The sequence below is a fragment of the Variovorax sp. R-27 genome, assembly GCF_049913215.1.
Lineage (GTDB): Bacteria > Pseudomonadota > Gammaproteobacteria > Burkholderiales > Burkholderiaceae_C > Variovorax.
In genome coordinates, this window is record NZ_CP183984.1 from 752,266 (window position 1) to 769,018 (window position 16,753).

Annotated in this window: 17 protein-coding genes; 10 read left to right on the forward strand and 7 right to left on the reverse strand. The window is 67.1% G+C overall.

Annotated features, from left to right (window positions below; translation table 11 throughout):
• The 9 genes from ACN9MV_RS03395 (at position 1) to ACN9MV_RS03435 (ending at position 9,036) form a co-directional block, all read left to right on the forward strand.
• Positions 1–477 carry a DUF6484 domain-containing protein gene (locus ACN9MV_RS03395; protein WP_426391306.1) on the forward strand — a complete coding sequence of 159 codons (477 nt, stop codon included), beginning with the start codon at positions 1–3 and terminating at the stop codon, positions 475–477.
• A gap of 13 nt (positions 478–490) precedes the next feature.
• Positions 491–1,543 (forward strand): DUF2169 family type VI secretion system accessory protein, encoded by a 1,053-nt coding sequence (locus ACN9MV_RS03400; RefSeq protein ID WP_426391307.1) that lies wholly within the window; start codon positions 491–493, stop codon positions 1,541–1,543.
• A 2-nt stretch (positions 1,544–1,545) separates the two neighbouring features.
• On the forward strand, positions 1,546–2,613 hold the full coding sequence (locus ACN9MV_RS03405; RefSeq protein ID WP_426391308.1) for a hypothetical protein: 1,068 nt from the start codon (positions 1,546–1,548) through the stop codon (positions 2,611–2,613).
• A gap of 3 nt (positions 2,614–2,616) precedes the next feature.
• Complete coding sequence (locus ACN9MV_RS03410) at positions 2,617–3,537, forward strand: PAAR-like domain-containing protein (protein WP_426391309.1); 921 nt, start codon at positions 2,617–2,619, stop codon at positions 3,535–3,537.
• Between the two features lie 13 nt (positions 3,538–3,550).
• Positions 3,551–4,465 (forward strand): type VI immunity family protein, encoded by a 915-nt coding sequence (locus tag ACN9MV_RS03415; protein ID WP_426391310.1) that lies wholly within the window; start codon positions 3,551–3,553, stop codon positions 4,463–4,465.
• Positions 4,437–5,147 carry a hypothetical protein gene (locus ACN9MV_RS03420; protein ID WP_426391311.1) on the forward strand — a complete coding sequence of 237 codons (711 nt, stop codon included), beginning with the start codon at positions 4,437–4,439 and terminating at the stop codon, positions 5,145–5,147. Before ACN9MV_RS03415 ends, ACN9MV_RS03420 begins: the two co-directional genes overlap by 29 nt.
• An 11-nt stretch (positions 5,148–5,158) precedes the next feature.
• Positions 5,159–6,418 (forward strand): TIGR02270 family protein, encoded by a 1,260-nt coding sequence (locus ACN9MV_RS03425; RefSeq protein WP_426391313.1) that lies wholly within the window; start codon positions 5,159–5,161, stop codon positions 6,416–6,418.
• An 88-nt stretch (positions 6,419–6,506) separates the two neighbouring features.
• A complete protein-coding gene (gene tagH, locus ACN9MV_RS03430) occupies positions 6,507–8,192 on the forward strand; it encodes a type VI secretion system-associated FHA domain protein TagH (protein ID WP_426391314.1) in 1,686 nt (561 codons plus the stop codon).
• A 40-nt stretch (positions 8,193–8,232) separates the two neighbouring features.
• The gene (locus tag ACN9MV_RS03435) at positions 8,233–9,036 is read left to right on the forward strand and encodes a PP2C family protein-serine/threonine phosphatase (protein ID WP_093077098.1); all 804 of its coding nucleotides are present in this window, start codon (positions 8,233–8,235) and stop codon (positions 9,034–9,036) included.
• A gap of 93 nt (positions 9,037–9,129) precedes the next feature.
• Here the strand turns inward: ACN9MV_RS03435 and ACN9MV_RS03440 are convergent, their stop codons facing one another.
• The 5 genes from ACN9MV_RS03440 to tssA form a co-directional block, all read right to left on the reverse strand.
• Positions 9,130–9,630 carry a peptidoglycan-binding domain-containing protein gene (locus tag ACN9MV_RS03440; protein WP_093077099.1) on the reverse strand — a complete coding sequence of 167 codons (501 nt, stop codon included), beginning with the start codon at positions 9,628–9,630 and terminating at the stop codon, positions 9,130–9,132.
• Between the two features lie 85 nt (positions 9,631–9,715).
• On the reverse strand, positions 9,716–10,195 hold the full coding sequence (locus ACN9MV_RS03445) for an Hcp family type VI secretion system effector (protein WP_093058763.1): 480 nt from the start codon (positions 10,193–10,195) through the stop codon (positions 9,716–9,718).
• Between the two features lie 152 nt (positions 10,196–10,347).
• The gene (gene tssC / locus ACN9MV_RS03450; protein ID WP_093058764.1) at positions 10,348–11,844 is read right to left on the reverse strand and encodes a type VI secretion system contractile sheath large subunit; all 1,497 of its coding nucleotides are present in this window, start codon (positions 11,842–11,844) and stop codon (positions 10,348–10,350) included.
• A gap of 49 nt (positions 11,845–11,893) precedes the next feature.
• Positions 11,894–12,412, reverse strand: coding sequence for a type VI secretion system contractile sheath small subunit (gene tssB / locus ACN9MV_RS03455; RefSeq protein WP_093058765.1), 519 nt, complete (start codon positions 12,410–12,412; stop codon positions 11,894–11,896).
• A 51-nt stretch (positions 12,413–12,463) separates the two neighbouring features.
• Positions 12,464–13,504: a type VI secretion system protein TssA gene (tssA, locus tag ACN9MV_RS03460; RefSeq protein WP_426391316.1), complete on the reverse strand. Its 1,041-nt coding sequence runs from the start codon at positions 13,502–13,504 to the stop codon at positions 12,464–12,466.
• 71 nt (positions 13,505–13,575) lie between these two features.
• Between tssA and tssJ the strand changes: the two genes are divergently transcribed.
• Positions 13,576–14,088: a type VI secretion system lipoprotein TssJ gene (gene tssJ, locus ACN9MV_RS03465; protein ID WP_097200372.1), complete on the forward strand. Its 513-nt coding sequence runs from the start codon at positions 13,576–13,578 to the stop codon at positions 14,086–14,088.
• Positions 14,089–14,114: 26 nt separating this feature from the next.
• Here tssJ and ACN9MV_RS03470 read toward each other — a convergent pair whose 3' ends face one another.
• Complete coding sequence (locus ACN9MV_RS03470) at positions 14,115–15,236, reverse strand: type VI secretion system protein (protein ID WP_426391317.1); 1,122 nt, start codon at positions 15,234–15,236, stop codon at positions 14,115–14,117.
• Positions 15,233–16,567 carry a DotU family type IV/VI secretion system protein gene (locus tag ACN9MV_RS03475; protein WP_426391318.1) on the reverse strand — a complete coding sequence of 445 codons (1,335 nt, stop codon included), beginning with the start codon at positions 16,565–16,567 and terminating at the stop codon, positions 15,233–15,235. The genes ACN9MV_RS03470 and ACN9MV_RS03475 overlap by 4 nt, the downstream gene beginning before the upstream one ends.
• Positions 16,568–16,753 lie beyond the last annotated feature (186 nt).

Sequence of the window (16,753 nt, forward strand, 5' to 3'; positions counted from 1 at the left end):
GTGGAAGACCACACCGATCTTCAGAGCGCGCGCAGCGTGCTGCACAGCGTGGCGGCCTGGTCGAAACTGTCGGGCCAGGGCGTGGCGGTGGCCGCCTTTGCCGGCTTCGATGCCGAGGGGCGCTTCCTGGTCACGCTGGGCGATGGCATGACGCCGGTGCAGGCGCTCTCGACAGTGGGCCTGGCGCCTGGTGATGCAGGCGCGGCGATCGTCGTGGCCTTCGAGCAGGGCGAGGTGCGGCACCCGGTCATCGTCGGACGCGTGCAGCCGCTGCGCACCGAAGCGCCACCGGCACTCGATGCGCGCGTGGATGGCGAGCGCGTCGTGCTGCAGGCGCGCGAGCGCATCGAGCTGCGCTGCGGCGAGGCCAGCATCGTGCTCACGCGTGCGGGCAAGGTGTTGATCAACGGCAACTATGTGCTCACGCGCTCGCGCGGTGCGAACCGCGTCAAGGGTGCCTACGTGGGCATCAACTGACGAGGCACACGCCATGTGGCAGCTCGAAAACCGCACACCCTATGCCGCCGAACGCACCTGGGTGCGCGACCGCGACGGAGCGGAGATCTGGCTCGTGGCGGTGAAGTGCAGCTTCGATATTTCGCCCGATGGCGAGACGAGCGTTGCCCCCGAACAACCACCCGTCGCGCAGGCGCCCGTCTTCGTCGACGAGGCCGCGCCGCAGCCCAGCCTGCTCTACGAGATGGACCTGGTGCGCACCAAGCTGACGACCGACGTGCTGTTGATTGGCAATGCGCATGCGCCCGGTGGAGTGCCCGTGACGCAGCTCGACGTGGGCCTGCGCGTCGGCCCGATTGCCAAGCGGCTGCGCGTGACCGGCGACCGCGTGTGGCTCGGCGGCGCGCCATCGGAGCCCGAGCCTTTCAGCACCATGCCGCTGGTGTGGGAGCGCGCATATGGCGGCGTCGATCCGTGGACGCGCGATGCGCCGTTGCCGCAGTTCGATGTGCGCAATCCGGTGGGCACTGGCTTTGTGATGGAGGCGGCGCATGCGGAAGGTGTGCGGCTGCCGAATATCGAATATCCGGATCAATGCGTGCGGGCATGGAGCGACCGGCCGGAGCCTGCGGGGTTCGGGCCGCTGTGCAATCACTGGCAGCCGCGCGCGGGGTTTGCGGGGACGTATGACGAAGCGTGGCAGCGGGATCGGTTGCCGCTGCTGCCGGTGGATTTCGATGATCGGCACTATCAGTGCGCGCCTGTGGACCAGCAGGCGCCGCAGTTTCTCTTGGGCGACGAGCCGGTGCTGATGGTGCATCTGGCGCAGCAGTCCGAGATCCGCTTCGCGCTGCCTCGTGTACTGCTGGGCTTCGAAACCTTCTTCTCCGACGGCACGCAGGTGCTGCATGAGCGACCGCAGTTGCACACGGTGATCCTCGAGCCGGCAGTGATGCGCGTTTCGTTGGTCTGGCACAGCGCGTTGCCTTGTCATCCCAAGGTTCATAAGCTGCTGAAGACGCGCATCGTCGAGAAACGGCTACTGCGCCTGGGCGAGACCGTGCCCGAGCAGGCGGTGGAGGCCTGAGCATGGCCGGCAACGCGTTGCAGATCCTCGGGCTCGGCGCCAGCACGCCGATAGGACGCAATGTGTGGGCCAGCGCCGCGGCTGCACGCGCTGGCGTGTGTGGCTTCTCCGAGCACCCGTACATGGTCGACACGGCCGGCGAGGCGATGCGTATCGCGCGAGCGCCCTGGCTCGACGTGGGCCTCGACGGTGCAGCGCGCCTGGGCGCGCTGCTGCTGCCGGCCATCGAGGAGGCGTTGGCACCGTTGACGGAGCTTGGCGGAAACGTGTCGCCGCGCATCGGCCTTGCACTGGCGCTGCCGCCGCCGCGCCCCGGGCAGCCTGATGGCTTGGCCGATGACGTGTTGGAGGCCATGCGGGAGCGCATGGGTGATCGATTCGTCCGCATCGCGCGCTTCGAAGTCGGCCATGCAGCAGGCCACATGGCCGTAGCTGCCGCCGAGGCGGGTTGTGCGCGCGATGCCTTCGATGCATGTGTGGTGGCGGGCACCGATTCATATCTCGCACCCGAGACGCTCGAATGGGTCGAAGCCTGCGATCAACTCCACGGCGGCGGCCCGCTCAACAATGCCTGGGGCTTCATCCCCGGCGAGGCCGCTGGCGCGGTGCTGCTTGGCACGCCCCGTTTGGCTCAGCTGAGCGGCATCGTGCCGCTCGGGGAACTGGTGTCGGTTGGCATCGGCATGGAGTCCAAGCTCATCAAGACGGACGCGGTGTGCATCGGCGAGGGCTTGACCCAGGCCTTCTGCGCTGCGCTGCGGGCCCTCGCGCCTGGCGAGCAAGTGCACAACGTGTTCTGTGATCTCAACGGAGAGCCCTACCGGGCCGACGAGTTCGGCTTTGCCACGCTGCGCAACGGAGAACACTTTCGCGCAGCATCGGATTTCATCGCGCCAGCCGACTGCTGGGGTGACGTGGGTGCGGCGGGTTCGCCGCTGCACATGGCGCTGGCTGTCATCGCCAATCGCAAGCGCTACGCCAAGGGGCCGCTGTCGATGATATGGGGCAGTTCCGAGTCGGGCGAACGCGGGGCGGTGCTGGTGCGCTGCGCCGAACCGATGAGAGGCTGAGTCATGCCGCTCACCATCAGGGTCAACGGCACCAGCCTCACGCTGGTCCACAAGTTCAGCATCGGCATCAGCACCGCGACCATCCCCGACGTGTGCAAGACGCCGAGCCCCGGTGGTCCCGTGCCGGTCCCCTATCCGAACATCGCCAACTCGATCACGCTGTCGAGCGGCACCAGCACCGTCAAAGGCGACAAGGCGATGGCCGCGAACAAGGGTTCGAAGTTCGCGCTGTCCAACGGTGACAACGCAGGTGTGGCGGGGGGCGTGAAGTCCAGCACCTTCATGAAGGAGGCAACCTGGATCCTCTACTCCTTCGACGTGAAGATGGACGGCAAGAACACGGCCCGGCTCACGGACAAGATGTTCCACAACTCGGAGAACGCGGCGAATCTGGGTGGGGTGGCGCAGCAGCCGCTGATCGACGAAGTCGGTCAGGCCATGGCCGACAAGCTCTGCGATGCGGCCTGCAAGGCAATGGAGAAGAAGAAAAAGAAAGACGCAAAGGCCAAGAACAAGGCCAAAAAGAGCAAGAAGAAGCCGAAACCGTCGACGAAAAAGTTCCAGAACGAGATGCGCAATGTGTTGGATCCCAAGAAGAGCGGGCAACGAGGAAATCAGCCAGGGTTGATCACGGAGGCTTCGCAGGATCTTGCTGGAGGAGACTTCATCGGGAAGTGGGGTGCTGCAACCGGCTCGGGAAAGGGGTGCGCCAGGTGGGACATCGTGTTGGTCGGTGTCAAGAAGGTATCCAAGAAGTTGGTGGAAAAAGGAAAGTTGATGCTCAAGGACGTGTTCAAGATCATCGAGGTCAAATTTCCGGGGGACAGCCCGACTGACAATCAGAAGAAAATGCTGAAGATGTCACCTAAGACGGACAAGAAGGTCTTTGAAATGAGACCTGCGGAACACTGCATCTGCTCCTGAAAGGTCGAGAACCATGGAATGGCACCGATTCACTCTCGCGAAGGGCGACCATGTACTGGCCATGCCGTGCGTCGAGGCCGTCGCATTCGTCAACGGGCTGCCGGGTAATGGCGGCGCAGGTTTCGCGAGATTCCTGAATGACTTCGCCCACAACTTCGGCGCACGGCTGAGTTTCTATCGCACTGGAGACATGAAGCGCTTTCGCGCCTTTGACGTGCAAGCGTTTGAGGGACCGGCGCATTGGTTTGCTGACCCGCGTCTGCTGGCCACCAACATGCTCAGCTTCCGTGTGCACAGCGGCGAAACCGCTCGCGATGTGTGTCCACCGGCCTTGGATATGACACTAGCAGGCGCCTTCGAGCCGCCGCGCTTCGTACTTCGAATGATCTTGCCGGTGGAGTGGGGTGATGAGCCACAGCAAGTGGTCAGCATGGTTCAGGCCGCCTTGGCAGAACTGCCGCTTGACAGCGGGTACTGCGGATACTCCCTTGTCTGGGAAGAGACAGATACGGCGCTTGAGGAGAAGGTCTTCGCTTGGGCCACCCCTCTGCATCGTCGTCATCCGGGCCTCGGCTATGGTGACGCCGTCCGCTTGTCGAATGCGGTCGACCAAGGCGTGGTGGCTGTCAACTGGCTCACGTTTCTCGGTGCTGATTTGGTGGCTGCACTGGGCGGGCGTGATGCGTTGGCGAACAACGCTCCTGCGGAGGTGTCGGTGCTTCCGCTCGGCCAGGGCGGTGTGATCCTTCGCGCAGGAGAGGCGCCGAAACTGGGCGACCTGAACCGCAAGGATCGGTTGCCGGCCTACCATGCTGTGGGCCGCCTCGTCGAGCCCGTGCGGGCGCCCGACGAGGCGCTGGATGAGCTGGTGATCAAAGGTATGTCCGACGAGGCTGCGCATGACTGGCTTCGACGTTTCTTCGTCTGAGCGCTATAGCGGCCCGGTTCTGCTTCGGGCCACGCTGGAGCGTGGTCCCGAAGGATCGGTCGAGCTTGTTGAGCGGCGTATTCGCGTCTTTCTTGATGCGGTCGACGCGGGGTTCTTCTTCCCGGGGAGGCGGCTTCCTTCGGCGCCGGTCGAGCTTCGCGCCGCTGGCGCGTCGGTACAGGCGTGGCTGCAAGTCGAAGAGCTCCCTGTCACGGCCCTGGATGTGCTGGGCGGCATGCTGGCGGATTGCCGCCAACACGAAGTCCATTTCCATGCGGCGCGTGCCGTGCTGGGCCAGCGCGAGCTTGACTTGCTGAGCGAGAGAGGCGTGCGTCCGGCCGCTCCGGAGGAGCCGCCGTTCGAAGTCGAGTTCCCTGATGACATGGGCGGCAACTACGCATTGCTGGTCGAGATCGAATTCGCGCAGCCGGTGCAGCCCGAGGTCGGGCAGGGTTTGCTCGAAACCCTTGCGCTGTGGGACGCATTGACGCTTGCGTATCCCAACGATCCCGACGAGGCGGTGGAAGTCAGCGGCGCGCAAGCCATGTTCAACGACCCGCGCACGATCCACTATCACGAGTGGATCTGGGACAACGCGGACGCCGAGGCGTGGGATCTCATCATCAATCTCTGCTGCGCCTGGCACGAGACACTGCCCATCGTGCGGCTGCACTTCGAGTAGGAACTCGCCCCATGGACTCTGACACGCTGTCTTCCGTTGTCGCCGAACACACCGACGAAGCCTCCTTCCTCTGGCTCCAGCGCGCCAGCGCAGTCCACGCCCCCAACTACTCGCCCCAGCAATTCGCCGACCTCGACGAACGCCTCGCGGCCCACATCGACGGCCTGCGCGTTGCCGGCGAAGAAGGCTGGCAGCATGCACTGGCGATCACCGACAACGAAGGCCCCGAAGACTTCTTTGTTGCCGCCGTGCTCGCCATCGAGGCGGTCGATGGCCGCTTCGATGATCTGGTCGAGCGCGCCAAGGACCTGCCCGAGGTCGTGCCCGGCCTGATCTCCGCGCTGGGCTGGGTCGAGCCGAAGTATCTTGGCGGTCGCGTCAAGGCCTTGCTCGAGGACGCCTCGCCATTGCGACAGAAGCTCGGCGTGGCAGCCTGCGCGCTGCATCGGCGCGACGTGGGCCCGCTGCTCGGGCAGCTGCTTGCGGGCGCTCCAGACAGCGTGCGCATCCGCGCGCTGCGTACAGCCGGCGAGCTGGGCCGTGCCGACCTGTTGCCGCAGGCCCAATCGCTGTTCGGCGAGGCCAAGCCCGAGCTGCGCTTCTGGGCCGCGTGGGCGGCGGTGCTGCTCGGCGACCGGGCGCAGGCGCTGGACGTGCTTGCGGCCTTTGCACTGAAGAGCGGGCCGCGCCAGCCGCGCGCGTTCCAGCTCGCGTTGCAGGCGATGGAGCTGGCACCGGGCCACGCGCTGCTGCTCGACAGCGCCGCGCTGCCCGAGGCGCAGCGCCTGCGCATCATCGGCTCGGGCTTCATCGGCGACGCGCGCTATGTGCCGTGGCTCATCGAGCAGATGGCGCAGCCGGCCACGGCGCGTATCGCGGCCGAGGCCTTCGTCACCATCACGGGCGTGGACTTCAACCTCGCGCAGATGGAGGTTCCGCCGCCCGACGGCTTCGAGGATGGGCCGACCGACGACCCCGACGACGACAACGTCGAGCTGCCCGAGGACATCGCCTTGCCTTGGCCCGACATCGACAAGATCCGTGCGTGGTGGCAGCAGAACGGTGCACGCTTTGCCCCTGGTGTGCGGCTCTTCATGGGGCAACCGGTCTCGCCCGACAGCTGTACGGGTGTGCTGCGTGAGGGCTTCCAGCGTCAGCGCGTGGCAGCGGCGCTGCATCTGGCGCTGCTCGACGCGCGCGCACCGCTGTTCGCAACCAGCGCGCCGGCATGGCGGCAGCAGCGCTGGCTTGGCGATGGCATACCTCTTTAGGCGAGATTGCCAACATGCCCCACGGAATGAATACTCCTTGCGAGTTTGTTCGGGCGCATTCAGGCACAGAGCCTTCGGGGGCCGATTCATGATCCATATCGCTGTCATCACCCGGCAAGGCGCTCCGGCGGGGCAGGCCATTGCCGCGGACTTCGGACCCAATGGCGGAACCATCGGCCGGGCCGACACCAACACGCTGGTGCTGGACGACCCGGACCGCACCGTCTCGCGCGTGCATGCGCAGGTGCTGTGCCGTGACGGTCAGTACTTCGTCATCGATCGGGGCAGCAACCCGATGCAGTGCAACGGCGTGTCGCTGGGCTCGGGCAAGGAGGCCGCGCTGACCGATGGCGCGCGGCTGGTGGTGGGCAGCTTCGAGCTCACGGTGCGCGTGACGGCCGCCGCGCCGCCGTCGCTGGCCATCCCGAACACGGTGCTTGGAGGGGCTGCCATGGCCGCGCCAGCCGCACCTTCGAGCGACGACCCCTTTGCCGACCTGCTGGCGGGCCTCGCGCCGCCGGCCGCACCAGCGGCAGCGCCCGCCCCAACCCCTGCCACGGCACTGCCTGATTCGCTGCTGTTCCCCGACCCGATGGAAAGCGGCTCGCGCAACGTGCAAGCCGCGCAGATCGATCCTTTCGCGAACCTGCTGGGGCCCACGCCGTCGTCGACGCCGGCGGCCGGTCTTGGCGCGCTCGACGATTTCTCCGACCTCGGCGCGCCGCCCGCGCACGGCAAGGCCGCGGGCATCGACGAGCTGTTCGGCGGCATGGGCAATAGTGGCGGCGGCATCGGCGGCGATCCGCTTGCGCTGTCGCCGCTGGCCGATCCGCTGCTGCAGCCCAATACCGCTTCCGAAGCCGATCCGCTGGCCGCGCTGCAGCACGCGGCGCCGCGTACGCCCACGCCGCGCTCCGACCATCTGCCGATCGACCAGTTCGGCTTCACGCCGCCGAAGGCCATCGAGCCGCCACCACCGCCGCCTGCACCGCCTCCGGTGGCTGCGCCGGTGCCCGTGCAACCGCTGGTGCAGTTCGACGACATCACCGGCCAGCCGATACGCATCAGCGGGCCCGAGAGTTCCGGCAGGCCCGCCGAGTCGCTGCCGCCGCCCATCGACATCGCGCCTGCGCCACCAGCCAGGCGCACCGCGGCAACGCCGCCGCCAGAGCGCATCGCCACCGATGACGAGCTGCTCGCCGCCTTCCTGCGCGGCCTGGCCAGCACGCACCAGCCACCCGAGATGCTCACGCCGGGCCTGATGGAGCGCATCGGCTCGATGCTGCGCAGCGCCACCGAGGGCACGCTGCAGCTGCTGCTCACGCGCCAGGAGTTCAAGCGCGAGGTGCGCGCCGAGGTCACGATGATCGCGGCGCAGGCCAACAACCCGCTGAAGTTCTCGCCCACGGTCGAGGTGGCGTTGGCCCATCTGCTGGGGCCCGGCGTGCGTGGCTTCATGCTGCCCGAGGCCGCGATGCGCGATGCCTTCAACGACCTGCGCGCGCATCAATTCGGCGTGATGGTGGGCATGCGCGCGGCGCTGGCCCATGTCATCGGGCGCTTCGAGCCGGCGGAGCTGGAGAAGAAGATCAGCGCGAAGTCGGCGCTCGACGCGCTCTTCAGCGCCAACCGCAAGGCCAAGCTCTGGGACCAGTTCGTGTCGCTCTATGGCGGCATCGCGAGCGAGGCGGAGGACGACTTCCACAGCCTCTTCGGCAAGGCCTTCCTCGAGGCTTACGAAGAGCAGATGGCACGCCTGAAGTCCGACGCCTGAAAAGAATCAAAACAACCCCAGCACCCGCGAGGCACCCCGCTTGGAAATCGAAATCGTCACGCTCTCCCGGCAGGGAGGCCGCACCTACAACGAGGACGTGCACGGCCATTGGCACGACGAGCGCTATGTCGCCTGCCTGGTGGCCGACGGCGCGGGCGGCCACGGCGGGGGCGACGTGGCGGCGGCCACTGCGCGCGGCAGCATGCTCGGCGGCTTCTCGGCCGCGCCAGGGCTCGACGAGGCCACGCTGCGCCGGCTGGTGGAGCAGGCCAACCTCGACGTGGTGGCGCGCCAGGCCGAGGGCGGCAAGCTCGCGGGCATGCGCTCGACCATCGTGTTCGCGGCCATCGACCTCGAAAGCCAGGCTCTGGCGTGGGTGCACAGCGGCGACAGCCGGGCCTACCTGTTTCGTGGTGGCGCCATCGTGGCGCGCACCACCGATCACAGCCTGGTGCAGCAGATGGTGGCCGGCGGCATGCTCGACGAAGAGGGCGCGCGGCTGCATCCGCAGCGCAACATGCTGCTGTCGGCGCTGGGCTCGGTCGAGGAGGCGCCCGACATCGCGGTGTCGGACCGCATGCGTCTCTTGCCCGGCGACGTGCTGCTGCTGTGCAGCGACGGCGTGTGGGAGCCGCTGGGCGACGAGTGCCTGATAGATACGCTGCATGCCTCGCGCACACCCAGCCAGTGGACCGAGCTGATCGATGCGCAGGTCAAGGCGAATGCCAAGCCGGGCTACGACAACTACACGGCGCTCACGCTGTGGGTGATCGAGGACGACGAGGACGACGCGACGCGGCTCATGCCCGAAATCGCCGCCTCGACTGACACGACGAACCCTTGAGCGCTTCCGCTCGAGCGAAGGCGGCGCAGCCAGCCCCAAAAGAAAAACGCCCGTCCATCGGACGGGCGCCAGGCTGGCGGTCGCTGGGGCCGCTCAGCTGTACTTCTTGGCCGTCTTCTTGACCTTCTTCAACGCGCTGCGCAGCAACAGGGGCATGTCTTCCCGGTTCGGCAGGTTGGTGTAGTTGTCGATGCCCTGCTCCTTGCAGCAGTTGGCACAGGCGTTGTTGAGCAGGTCGAGCGCGTAGCGTGTCTTGCTGATCGTGCTGGACGCACCGGGCTCCCGGAACGGATCGAAGATGCCGTCCGGCAGGACCTTGTATCCGAGCGCTATCACCTGCGTCTGGAAGTGCGTGATGTGCTTCTGCGTGATCTGCCCGTAGTAGCCGTCCACGACGATCACCTCTGTCTGGCCGGGAGGTGGGTTCAGATCGTGGTTGAAGCCGAGCAGCTCGTAGTAGAAGATCTTGAACAGCGCCTGCACGAGCATCACGTCTTCACGTGTGTTGGAGCCGATCCGGCCGACCGACCAGTCGGTGTTGTAGGTCGTGAGCAGCGCGCCGCTGCTGCCGATGGTTGGGGTGCTGAATGCCATTGCATTGCTCCGGTGCGGTGAGGACGCATGGAAACCGCACCGGGCACTGGCGCGCCCGATGCCGTGCCCGGCGGTCCGTCGCCCGTCAGCGGGTCTCGGTGGTCGCCACGTTCCAGCCGAACTTGACTTCGCCGCCGCCGGCGCCCTTGTCGTCCTGGGCCTTGTAGGCGAACTCGATGTCCTTGAACGAGCACATCACCTGTTCGTACACGTCGCCGCCCTGCGCGCCGCCGGGGCTCACGGCAGAGATGAAGACTTCCTTCATCGTGACCTTCAGGTACTCCTGCTGGCCTTCGCCCGCCTTGCGGCAGGTCAGGACCATGTCCTTGAAGTGCTTGCCGCTCACGCAGTTCTTGGCCAGCACCGGGGAGGCCTTGTCGTAGGTGTGCGTGAAGTGGAATTCACCGGGCGTGGCCTTGCCCTTGCCCGAGCCGCCGCCAGAGCCTGCGCCCGACGAGTTGGCCACGTTCCAGGACCACGACGAAATCTCGATCTCGTCCTTGTGGTCCTTGTGGGAAGACTCGCCCTTGACGCCGTCGAGCTTGATGTGAAAGTCAGATGACATGTTCCTACTCCTTGGAACCCGATTGCGTTCGGGCGGTTGATGATCGAAACGAGAAAAATGGCTGCCGGCGGTGGGAGGTAAGTTCCGATGCCCGGCAGCTACTCATAGAACGAAACGGAACCGGGAATTCAAGAAGAATCCCCAGATTTTTTTCAGCCGGCGCCCTTGGCCGTCGGCAGCTTGGACACCAGGCGCAAAGAAACCGTGAGGCCTTCGAGCTGGTAGTGCGGGCGCAGGAAGAACTTGGACGTGTAGTAGCCCGGGTTGCCCTCCACTTCCTCGACGACCACTTCGGCGGCCGCCAGGGGCTTCTGCGACTTGGTGATTTCCGACGAGTTGGCCGGGTCGCCGTCCACGTAGTTCATGATCCATTTGTTCAGCCAGCGCTGCATGTCCTCGCGCTCCTTGAAGCTGCCGACCTTGTCGCGCACGATGCACTTGAGGTAGTGCGCAAAGCGGTTGCAGGCAAAGAGGTAGGGCAGGCGCGCCGCCAGGTTGGCGTTGGCCGTGGCGTCCGGGTCGTCGTACTCGGCCGGCTTGTTGAGCGACTGGGCGCCGATGAAGGCCGCGAAGTCGGAGTTCTTGCGGTGGATCATCGACAGCAGGCCGGCCTTCGACAGTTCGGCCTCGCGCCGGTCGCTGATGGCGATCTCTGTCGGGCACTTCTGGTCCACGCCGCCGTCGTCGCTCGGGAAGGTGTGCAGAGGCAGGTTCTCCACCGCGCCGCCCGACTCGATGCCGCGGATGCGCGAACCCCAACCGTACAGCTTGTACGAACGGTTGATGTTGGTCGCCATCGCGTAGGCCGCATTGGCCCAGGCGTACTTGCTGTGGTCGGCGCCAGCGGTGTCTTCCTCGAAATCGAACTCTTCCACCGGGTTGGTGTTGGCACCGTAGGGCGTGCGCGCCAGGAAGCGCGGCATGCACATGCCGAGGTACTTGGAGTCGTCCGACTCGCGCAGGCTGCGCCAGCCGGCGTACTCGGGCGTGAGGAAGATCTTGGTCAGGTCGCGCGGGTTGGCGAGCTCCTGCCACGACTCCATCTGCATCAGGTTGGGGCTGGCGCCGGTGATGAACGGTGCGTGCGCCGACGCGGCGATCTTGGCCATTTCGCCGAGCAGTTCCACGTCGGGCGGGCTCTGGTCGAAGTGGTAGTCGCCCACCAGCGCGCCGAAGGGCTCGCCGCCGAACTGGCCGTACTCCTGCTCGTAGATCTTCTTGAACATCGGGCTCTGGTCCCAGGCCGCGCCCTTGAACTTCTTCAGGCTCTTGGCCAGATCCGTCTTGGAGATGTCCATCACGCGGATCTTCAGGTTCTCGTCGGTCTCGGTGTTGTTCACCATGTAGTGCAGGCCGCGCCACGCACTCTCGAGCTTCTGGTACTCGGGGTGATGGATGATCTTGTTCACCTGGTCGGTGAGCTTGGCGTCGATCGCGGCGATCATGGCCTGGATCGACTTGGTCACGTCCTTGCCGATGACGGTGCTGTTGGCCAGCGCCTGCTGCGCCAGCGTGAGCACCGCGGCTTCGACGGCGCTCTTGGCTTCGTCGCTGCGCGGCTTGAATTCCTTTTGCAGCAGCGACGAAAAGTCGCTGCCCGCGTACGCGACATCTTTCAGCGCGCTCTGTTCGAGTGCTTCGGTGGCCATGGTGGTTTACTCCTCGTGATCCTGTGTGGCGGTCGGATGGGTGTCGTCGTCAGGCGGCGGGTGTGCCGCCGGCGTCTTCGGGCTTCTTGCTCGCGGCCAGCGTCTGCAGCAGGGCCGGGTCTTCGAGCACCTTGGCCAGCAGGTCTTCGGCGCCGCCCTTGCCGTCCATGTAGGTGACGAGGTTCGACAGCTGCGTGCGTGCTTCGAGCAGCTTGTTCAGCGCACCCACCTTGCGCGCCACGGCGGCTGGCGAAAAGTCTTCCATGTTCTCGAAGGTGAGCTCCACCTTCAGGTCGCCCTCGCCGGTGAGCGAGTTCTCCACCGCGAAGGCCGCGCGCGGCTTCATGGCCTTCATGCGCGAGTCGAAGTTGTCGACGTCGATCTCCAGGAACTTGCGATCGGCCACCGGCGCGAGCGGGTCTGCCGGCTTGCCAGAGAGGTCTGCCAGCACGCCCATCACGAAGGGCAGCTGCACCTTTTTCTCTGCCCCGTAGAGCTCCACGTCGTATTCGATCTGGACCCGGGGCGCCCGGTTGCGGGCGATGAATTTCTGACTGCTCTTGGCCATGGAGATGCTCCTTGCGGGTGTGAATGGGGGCGGGTGTGGGGTGGTGCTGGCTTACTCGGACGGGCGGCGGCCCGTGACCGTTTCGATGGTGTCCATCGCGTTCGGCGCGAGGTTGGCCATGATTTCGAGAAAGCTCACGCCGATGAGCTTCTTGGCGCGCTCGATCAGAAGCGGCGCGGGGTTGCCCGGCTCGGCCTGCTCGAGGTAGCGGATCACGCGGTCGAGCATCTGCACCGCGTCCTGCCGGTTCTGGATCTCGCCGCGTGCGCCGGCGGGGCGGGAGGCCGCGCTGCCGTTCGCCTGTGCATCGGCGGCCGTGTCGCCGGAGGCATCCGAAGCGGCATCGGCCGGCGCGCCGCTGGCGGCGGCGCAGGCCTTCTGCAGCACGCGGGCGATGGTGCGAAGCGGTTCGAGGTCGACGGCATCGGCGCGGCCGGTGTGATCGGCGACGAGTTTCTTCAGCTGCTCCACCAGCGCGGGCACGCCGAGGGCGGCCTGGATCGCCTCGGGCCGCTCGGCCTGGATGGCTTCGAGCCCGCCATGCACCTGTGCTGCGGAGTACGTGGCCTCGCCGCCGACGGCGGTGAGCGTGTTGTGGGCAATGGCAATGTCGCGCACGCGGATCGGGCCCACGCCGCGCGCGATGCCGATCTGCGCCTCGTACAGGTCGCGCAGGCCCATGCTCTCGTCGGTCAGCGGCGCGAGCGCGTTCAGGCGCATCGTCGGATCGTTGTCGTCGTCCGCATCCAGCTTTGGATGTATGCCTTCCCAGAAGGTGTCGAGCAATCCGTTGAGCAGGCCCAGCCCGGCGGCGAAGCCTTCCACGCCCTGCATGCGGGTGGATGCGCGCAGCAGCAGCACCGCGGCGCGCACGTCCTTGCTGCGGCGCAGGATGCCGTCGGCCCGTTCGCCCACTTCGCGCCACTCGGGTTCGACCGCGGGGATCACGGTGTCGCCGAACTGCTGCTCGGGCTTGCCCTGCGCGGCCGAGACCAGCGTCATGAAGTCCGCGTCGTACTCGAGATCGTCGCCGCACGGCGAGGCCTCGCCGATGGGCGCGAGCAGTGTGGCTGCGAGTTCGTTGGTCAGCATGTTGCCTGTTGGAGTTCGCTGGTGATAATCAAAGATGCGTCTTGACCGGTCAATGCAACGAAGGGAATAGCATGCGCACGCTGGGTACACACCATTCGTCCTATGAAGGCCTCCTTGGCGCGGCAACGCGGCGCCGCATCGCAGCTCTTGGCCTTGCGGCAGCGGGTCTTTTCATCGCGGGCTGCGCGAGCAAACCGGTGGTCACCACGGTGGCCGTGACCCTCACGGCCGGCGCCGACGCCAACCCCGATGCGCGTGGACGGGCCTCGCCGCTCACCGTGCGCGTGTATGCATTGAAGTCGCCCGGCCCGTTCGAGGGTGCCGACTTTTTCTCGCTGTTCGAGAAAGACCAGGCCACGCTCGGCGCTGAACTCGTGCAGCGCGAAGAAGTGCTGCTGCGGCCCGGCGAGACGAAGAAGCTCGACTTCAACCTGCCGCCCGACGCGAAGTCCATCGGCGTGATGGCGGCGTTCCGCGACCTCGACCGAGCGCGCTGGCGCGAAGTGCGCCCGGTCACCACGGGCAAGGCGCAGGCGCTCGACGTGAACTTCGGCGCACGCGCGATCCGTATCGACGCGAAGTAGTCGCCTCACCTTGCCCCGGGGGCGGCTCATGACGGCCGCCCTGGCCGCACCAGCGGTTGGTCGGCAGGCAGGAAGTGCTCGAACAGATCGTTCACGAAGGCCCCGCCGGTTGAGTCCGATGCGGCTGCCGTGAGGTAGAGCCCGCGCCAGCGCGGCGTGCGCGAGGTCTTGCCGTGGTTCTCGAACAGCACCTGCGCGAACTGGCGCAGGCCGGGCTGCAGCGCGCGCACTGCCTCCACGAATTCGTGAATGGCGAGCCGGCCCGCGGCGCCGGGCTGCTCGCGCAGCAGCGCCATGCGCAGCGCGTGCAGGTGCTTCGCGATGGGCTCGAACACGGTATCCAGCCGCTCGCCGGCCGGTGTCTCGATGAAGGGCGAGGCGTCGGTCAGGCGATGCCCCAGCACCTGCGCCAGCACTTCGGGCGGCAGCGCGCCGCGCAGGGCCGCATAGCCCGTGAGTTGTTCGAGCCCGGTCACGACGAGGTAGGTGGGCAGTTGCAGGCGCAGGGTGTCGCTGGTTTCGTCGAGCAGGCGGCGCGCCCGTGCGGCCAGCGACTTCAGCTCCGTGGCATCGGCATGCAGCAACTCGCCCGCCGCCACGCCCACCACCAGGCCGTTGAGCGGCAGCCGGTCGCGCCGCTCGGCCAGCGCGAGCAGCGACTGCAGCCACAGGCCGCGCAGCGGCGGCGTACCGGCCGTGTCGCCGAGCGCGCCCGGATGGATCTCTATGGCCACCGTCGCGCCTGTCAGCCACCAGTGCCACCACGTTGCGCCGAAGGGTTCGCCGCCACCTCCGCTCGCAGGTTCGGGCGGGGGCACGCGGTCGGCGTGTGCCGTGGCGAACAGGCCGGCCAGGTTGGCCGCAGCGTCGCCGAAGCACAGGAACCACGGCGCGGGCACCAGGGCCTTCAGCCGTGACGAGCGGCGCAGGGCCTGCTGCGCCTGCGCCATGTCGTCTCTCAGTGCGTCGATGGCAGCCTCGTCGGCGCCGGTGGATGGCGCGCCGAGCGCCGCGATGCGCTTCTGCAGCCCACGCCTGCGCGCACCTCGGCCCGCATCGCGCACCACCGCGTACAGCAGGCCGAAGCCGAGCAGGCACAGCGCCAGCAGCAGCCAGAAGCGATGGGTGGGCGAGAGCAGGGCATTCATCGGGAAACGGTCTCGAGGAAGACGAAGTCGGCGATCAGCCGCTCGCTGCTCTTGCCGGCCGCAAGCGCTTCGCGCAGCCGCAGCAGGTAGGCGGAGGCCAGCTCGTAGGGCGGACGGTCGGAGGTTTCGCTGAATGGCGTCGGTGACGACAGCACGGTGACCAGCACGTTGCCGAAGGGCGGGCTCACCAGCCAGCTCGACGGAATGTCGCGGCCCAGCTCCAGCGTTTCGCCGGCGTGCAGCCGCGTGGGCACCTGCCCGGCATTGAGGTGCATGACCGAGCCGTCGACCGTGTAGTAGTCGACCCAGATGTAGCTGTCGTGGCGCGGCGCGACCACTTGCACGCGCACGTTGTCGCCCTCGCGCAGCTGGCCTTCGCGGGCCGAGAGCGCGGTCACGTCCAGCCCGTAGACCTTCTCGTTGTTGCGCATCTGGTAGGGCTTGAGGATGGCGAACACCTCGCAGTGCGGCCACACGCGCAGGCCGATGTCGAAGCGCGGCGCCTTCACGCCGGGCAGCGCGCTCACTTCGTGCTCCACGCGTGGCAGGTCGCCCGGCAGCGAGACGAAGCCGGTCACTTGCGTGCGGCCGTCCCGGTCGACGGTGGCCGTGAGGTCGGCGCAGGCGAAAGTCTGCAGGTGCTGCTCGACGCGCTGGCTCAGGCCGGTGGCGGCCGCGGGCGGACCGGTGGACCACAGCCACAGCAGGTAGAGCAGGGGCAGCGCCAGCGCCAGCGCGGCGCTGCTCAGCAGCAGCGTGCGGTCGCGCCGGCGCGTGTCGTTGGGGCCGCGCGGGTCGGGCACCTCGTAGGGTTGCGGCGTGATGTGGTCCTGCACCAGGCTGCCGGTCGACAGCGGGCGCAGCAGCAGCTGGCTGCCGTGCAGGTCTTTCAGCTTGCCCAGCTCGCCCTGGTCGCCGTCCTCGAAGTAGTACTGGCCCTTGAAGCCGAGCGCCAGCGCATGCCAGTACACCTCGCGCACCGCGTCGTCCCGCGCGCCCAGGGCCGACAGGTGGTGGAAGAACTCGCTGTGCGCGTTGTTGGAGTTGAAGAGCTGCACCTGCAGCGGGGCCGCCGTGCTTGCCGCCGAGGTGGCCTCGGGGTGGCGCGCGAGGATTTCGTCGATCCAGGCCACCATTGCGAAAGCCGCCGATTCGATCTGCCCCGCGGGCGTGCCCGAGGCCTCGGCGGCGGCGCGGGCCGCATCGAGCCGCTGGCGGGCCTGCCGCTGTGCAGCATCGTGCGCCAGCACGGGCGAGCCGGCCGCGATCGATGCGTCCAGTGCGAGGCCGAACGAGATGAAGCTGGAGAAGCAGTCTAGAAGGCGGGCCATGGGCGGGCCCGCTCAGCCATGCGTTGCGAAGGATGCCCGGCGCCAGAGTCTGCTGCGATGGCACATGCCCATGTCCCCGGTTCCTTCGAGTAGGCGTTCATTCTTCCAAAGGGGGCGCGGCGGGCGCCATATCGCTTGGGGTCTATGCCGTTGGTGGGACGGCCGGCCTTGCTGTGCGGAGCATTC

What these genes read in the sequence shown, in the direction of transcription:
- tssB (WP_093058765.1), bottom strand. Translation starts at nt 12,412, where the DNA reads ATGGCCAAGAGCAGTCAGAAATTCATCGCCCGCAACCGGGCGCCCCGG.
- tagH (WP_426391314.1), top strand. Translation starts at nt 6,507, where the DNA reads ATGATCCATATCGCTGTCATCACCCGGCAAGGCGCTCCGGCGGGGCAG.
- tssA (WP_426391316.1), bottom strand. Translation starts at nt 13,504, where the DNA reads ATGCTGACCAACGAACTCGCAGCCACACTGCTCGCGCCCATCGGCGAG.
- ACN9MV_RS03445 (WP_093058763.1), bottom strand. Translation starts at nt 10,195, where the DNA reads ATGTCATCTGACTTTCACATCAAGCTCGACGGCGTCAAGGGCGAGTCT.
- ACN9MV_RS03415 (WP_426391310.1), top strand. Translation starts at nt 3,551, where the DNA reads ATGGAATGGCACCGATTCACTCTCGCGAAGGGCGACCATGTACTGGCC.
- ACN9MV_RS03470 (WP_426391317.1), bottom strand. Translation starts at nt 15,236, where the DNA reads ATGAATGCCCTGCTCTCGCCCACCCATCGCTTCTGGCTGCTGCTGGCG.
- ACN9MV_RS03405 (WP_426391308.1), top strand. Translation starts at nt 1,546, where the DNA reads ATGGCCGGCAACGCGTTGCAGATCCTCGGGCTCGGCGCCAGCACGCCG.
- ACN9MV_RS03400 (WP_426391307.1), top strand. Translation starts at nt 491, where the DNA reads ATGTGGCAGCTCGAAAACCGCACACCCTATGCCGCCGAACGCACCTGG.
- ACN9MV_RS03440 (WP_093077099.1), bottom strand. Translation starts at nt 9,630, where the DNA reads ATGGCATTCAGCACCCCAACCATCGGCAGCAGCGGCGCGCTGCTCACG.
- ACN9MV_RS03425 (WP_426391313.1), top strand. Translation starts at nt 5,159, where the DNA reads ATGGACTCTGACACGCTGTCTTCCGTTGTCGCCGAACACACCGACGAA.
- ACN9MV_RS03420 (WP_426391311.1), top strand. Translation starts at nt 4,437, where the DNA reads ATGACTGGCTTCGACGTTTCTTCGTCTGAGCGCTATAGCGGCCCGGTT.
- tssJ (WP_097200372.1), top strand. Translation starts at nt 13,576, where the DNA reads ATGCGCACGCTGGGTACACACCATTCGTCCTATGAAGGCCTCCTTGGC.
- tssC (WP_093058764.1), bottom strand. Translation starts at nt 11,844, where the DNA reads ATGGCCACCGAAGCACTCGAACAGAGCGCGCTGAAAGATGTCGCGTAC.
- ACN9MV_RS03410 (WP_426391309.1), top strand. Translation starts at nt 2,617, where the DNA reads ATGCCGCTCACCATCAGGGTCAACGGCACCAGCCTCACGCTGGTCCAC.
- ACN9MV_RS03475 (WP_426391318.1), bottom strand. Translation starts at nt 16,567, where the DNA reads ATGGCCCGCCTTCTAGACTGCTTCTCCAGCTTCATCTCGTTCGGCCTC.